The following is a 3,056-nucleotide window of genomic DNA, read 5'->3' as shown; positions in this document are numbered from 1 at the left end:
GCGGCGTGGGCGCCGCGCCTGCGGCCGGCGCGGCCGCTGCTGCGGCTGGCGCGGGGGCCGCGTCCGTGCGGGATCCGCGCAGCGCCTCGACGATGCCCCAGACCGCGATCACCGTGTTCCAGAACATGATGATCGCGAGCGGGGTGAACGCCCCGCGCAGCGCCTCGGTGCGGGCCGGGTCGCCGGTGGCGGCGATCAGGGCGAGCAGTACGCCGCCGCCCACGGCGCAGCCCAGCGTGGTGCGCAGCCAGCCCGCCGCCTCGTAGCGCACGGCGGGGGCACCGGCACGGGGCCGTTTGGGCGGTGCGGGCGCCCCGGCGAAGCGGTGCGCGAACTTCTTGTCGGCCCAGGTGATCACCTGGTGGCCGAAGGCCACCGTGAACCCCAGGTAGAGCGCGCCCAGCGCGTGGCTCGCGTCGGCCGTGCCGCCGGCGCGCAGGTGCAGCGCGATCGCCGCCAGCAGGACCACGTCCAGCAGCGGCACCGCCAGCAGCAGGGCGGTACTCGTGCGGCGCAGCCGCAGCAGGTAGCGGGCTGACAGGCCGCCCAGCACGAAGACCCAGAAGAGCACTTCGCAGGCGACGATGAACGCGACGACCACCGGGACCACCCCTTCCCCGGCGCCGGGACGGCGCCGTGCCCCATGCTCGCGCTCGGGCAGCCCCTTCCGGCACAGCGCAGCGAAGGAGATGGCCTACGACCTTCGATGGACGCGTGGCCAGCGGCGGCGTGCTGGGATAGGGGCGTGATCCGCATCCGCTTCAACCCCGACCGCCGCGTCTTCGGCGGCCGCCTCTACCTCGGCAGCACGCTGTGGGCGGCCGTGTACCTGGCCGGCGGCACCGTGCTGTGGGCGCTGGGCCTGAGCGTCTACCGGGACGGCATCGGCCGCGACGCGCAGCTGCTCACGCTTGCCGCGGTCTGCGCGCTGGTCCTGGTGCGCCGGACCGCGCCCGGCCGGGCGCTCGCCCTCGGCACCGCCGTCTTCGCCGCCGACATCGCCATCGGGCCCTCCACCGGCGTCCTGATCGCCTACGGCGACCTGATCTACGCGGCCGCGGCGTGGGGGCGGCGCCGGATCGCGTGGACCGCCGTGGCCGGCGCCGTGCTCGGTGCCGCGGCGCTGGCGGCGTTCGCCGGGTGGGCCGCCGCGGCGGGCCACATCGCCCAAGGGGCGATCGGCGTCGTGCAGCTGCTCGGGCTGTACCTGCTCGTCATCGGCGCGCCGCTGCTGACCGGCTGGACCGTGCGCGAGCACCGCGAGCGCGGCGAGGCGCTCCGCCGCCAGGGCGAGCAGCGGCTGCGCCTGGCCGAGCTCGACCGCGCCTCGGCCATCGCCGAGGAGCGCGGCCGGGTCGCCCGCGAACTGCACGACGTCATCGCCAACCACCTGAGCGCCGTCGCGGTGCAGTCCACGGCCGCGCTGTCGCGCCGCGACCCCGATCCCGAACTGGTCCGGCGGATCCTCGGGGTGATCCGCGAGAACGCCGTGCAGGGGCTCGGCGAGATGCGCCGGATGATCGGGGTGCTGCGCGCCGACTCCGACGACACCGATCCGGTGGCGCCGCAGCTCAGCGGGGTCGATCTGCTGGTGCGCACCGCCCGGGAGAGCGGCGTGGAGGTCGCGCTGGAGACCTCCGGGCCGGTGCGGCCGCTGCCCGCCCAGGTCGAGGCCGCCGGCTATCGGGTGGTTCAGGAGGCGCTCACCAACGCCGCCCGCTACGCCGAGCCGGCCCGTGCGTCGGTCCGCCTCGCCTACCCCGGAAGCGCTGCCGCCGGCGGCGCGCCGGAGTCGCCGGACCGGCTGGTGGTGCTGGTGGAGAACCCGGTCGGCGCGGCGCCGGCCGAGGCCGATCCGCACGGCGCGCGGGTGGGCCTGCTCGGGATGCGCGAACGCGCGGCGCTGCTCGGCGGCGACTTCGCCGCTGGGGCGGTGGAGGAGGGCGGGCGCAGAATCTGGCGGGTGCGGGTCGCTCTCCCCGCCGGGCAGGACGGGCCCCGGCCGGCGCAGGGCCCGGACGGCGCCCCCGGCGGCGGGACGGAAACGGCCGGCGGAGGCGGCGGGAGCGCCGCCGGGGAAGGCGCCGGAGACGACGGCGGACGTGAAGGGACGCGAGGATGATCCGGGTCGTGGTGGCCGAGGACCAGTGGGCGGTGCGCTCCGGGCTGGTGATGATCCTGGAGGGTGCCGGCGACATCACCGTGGTGGCCGAGGCCGCCGACGGCGAGGAGGCCGTGGAGCAGGCCCGGCGCACACGGCCCGACGTGGTGCTGATGGACGTCCGCATGCCGCGCATGGACGGCATCGCCGCGGCCCGCGCGCTGGCCGGGACCGCAGACGTGCTGGTGCTCACCACGTTCGATACCGACGCCTACGTGTTCGGTGCGCTCAAGGCCGGCGCCGCCGGGTTCCTGCTCAAGGACATCGAAGCCGGGGCCCTGGTGGAGGCGGTGCGCACGGTCGCGCGCGGCGACGGCCTGATCGCGCCCGGCGTGACCCGGCGGCTGATCGCGGCGTTCACCGAGGACGCCGGCGGCAGCGCCGGCGCGGACGAGGGCCCGCAGGCGGGTGCCGCGGAGCTCGCCTCGCTCACCGACCGCGAGCGCGACGTGCTGGCCTGCGTCGGCGAGGGCCTGTCCAACCGCCAGATCGCCCGCCGCCTCACCATCTCCGAGGCCACGGTCAAGACCCACGTCAGCCGCCTTCTGGCCAAGCTCGGCCTCGCCAGCCGGGTCCAAGCCGCCATCGCCGCCCGAAGCCATCCCCGCGGGTGACCGGCCGCGGCCCGCGGCCTGCCACCGGACCGCGGCGACCAGCACGGCGGGCTCAGACCGGCGCGTGCACCGCAGCGGATCGCTGCCGGCGGCCGCGCGGTCAGAGCGCCCGGCTGGCCGCCCCCTGGGCTGTGCCGCCCGGCCGGCTTGGGACTCGCTGCCCGGTGCGCCTGTCGTGCGGACCGTCGTATCGGCCGGGGCCGCGGGAGCGGACCGGGGTGCACGCGCCCGCGGCGAAGGCGGGAGGCGTGCGCCGGTGCGTGCGCCGCCGCACCCTCCGG

Annotated in this window: 3 protein-coding genes; 2 read left to right on the top strand and 1 reads right to left on the bottom strand. The window is 77.2% G+C overall.

All coding sequences use genetic code 11. The features are described 5' to 3' along the window. A partial coding sequence (locus ACYVGT_RS28050) for a hypothetical protein (protein ID WP_460863861.1) occupies positions 1–601 on the bottom strand: 601 nt, incomplete at its 3' end. Between the two features lie 144 nt (positions 602–745). Between ACYVGT_RS28050 and ACYVGT_RS28045 the strand changes: the two genes are divergently transcribed. Next, positions 746–2,122 (top strand): sensor histidine kinase, encoded by a 1,377-nt coding sequence (locus ACYVGT_RS28045; protein WP_460863860.1) that lies wholly within the window; start codon positions 746–748, stop codon positions 2,120–2,122. Beyond that, on the top strand, positions 2,119–2,775 hold the full coding sequence (locus tag ACYVGT_RS28040) for a response regulator (RefSeq protein WP_460863858.1): 657 nt from the start codon (positions 2,119–2,121) through the stop codon (positions 2,773–2,775). The genes ACYVGT_RS28045 and ACYVGT_RS28040 overlap by 4 nt, the downstream gene beginning before the upstream one ends. The last annotated feature ends 281 nt before the right edge of the window (positions 2,776–3,056 follow it).

It is taken from the genome of Nocardiopsis coralliicola, assembly GCF_054779695.1.
The sequence above is the reverse complement of the archived record's forward strand: the minus strand, read 5'-3'. Positions and strand labels throughout refer to the sequence as shown.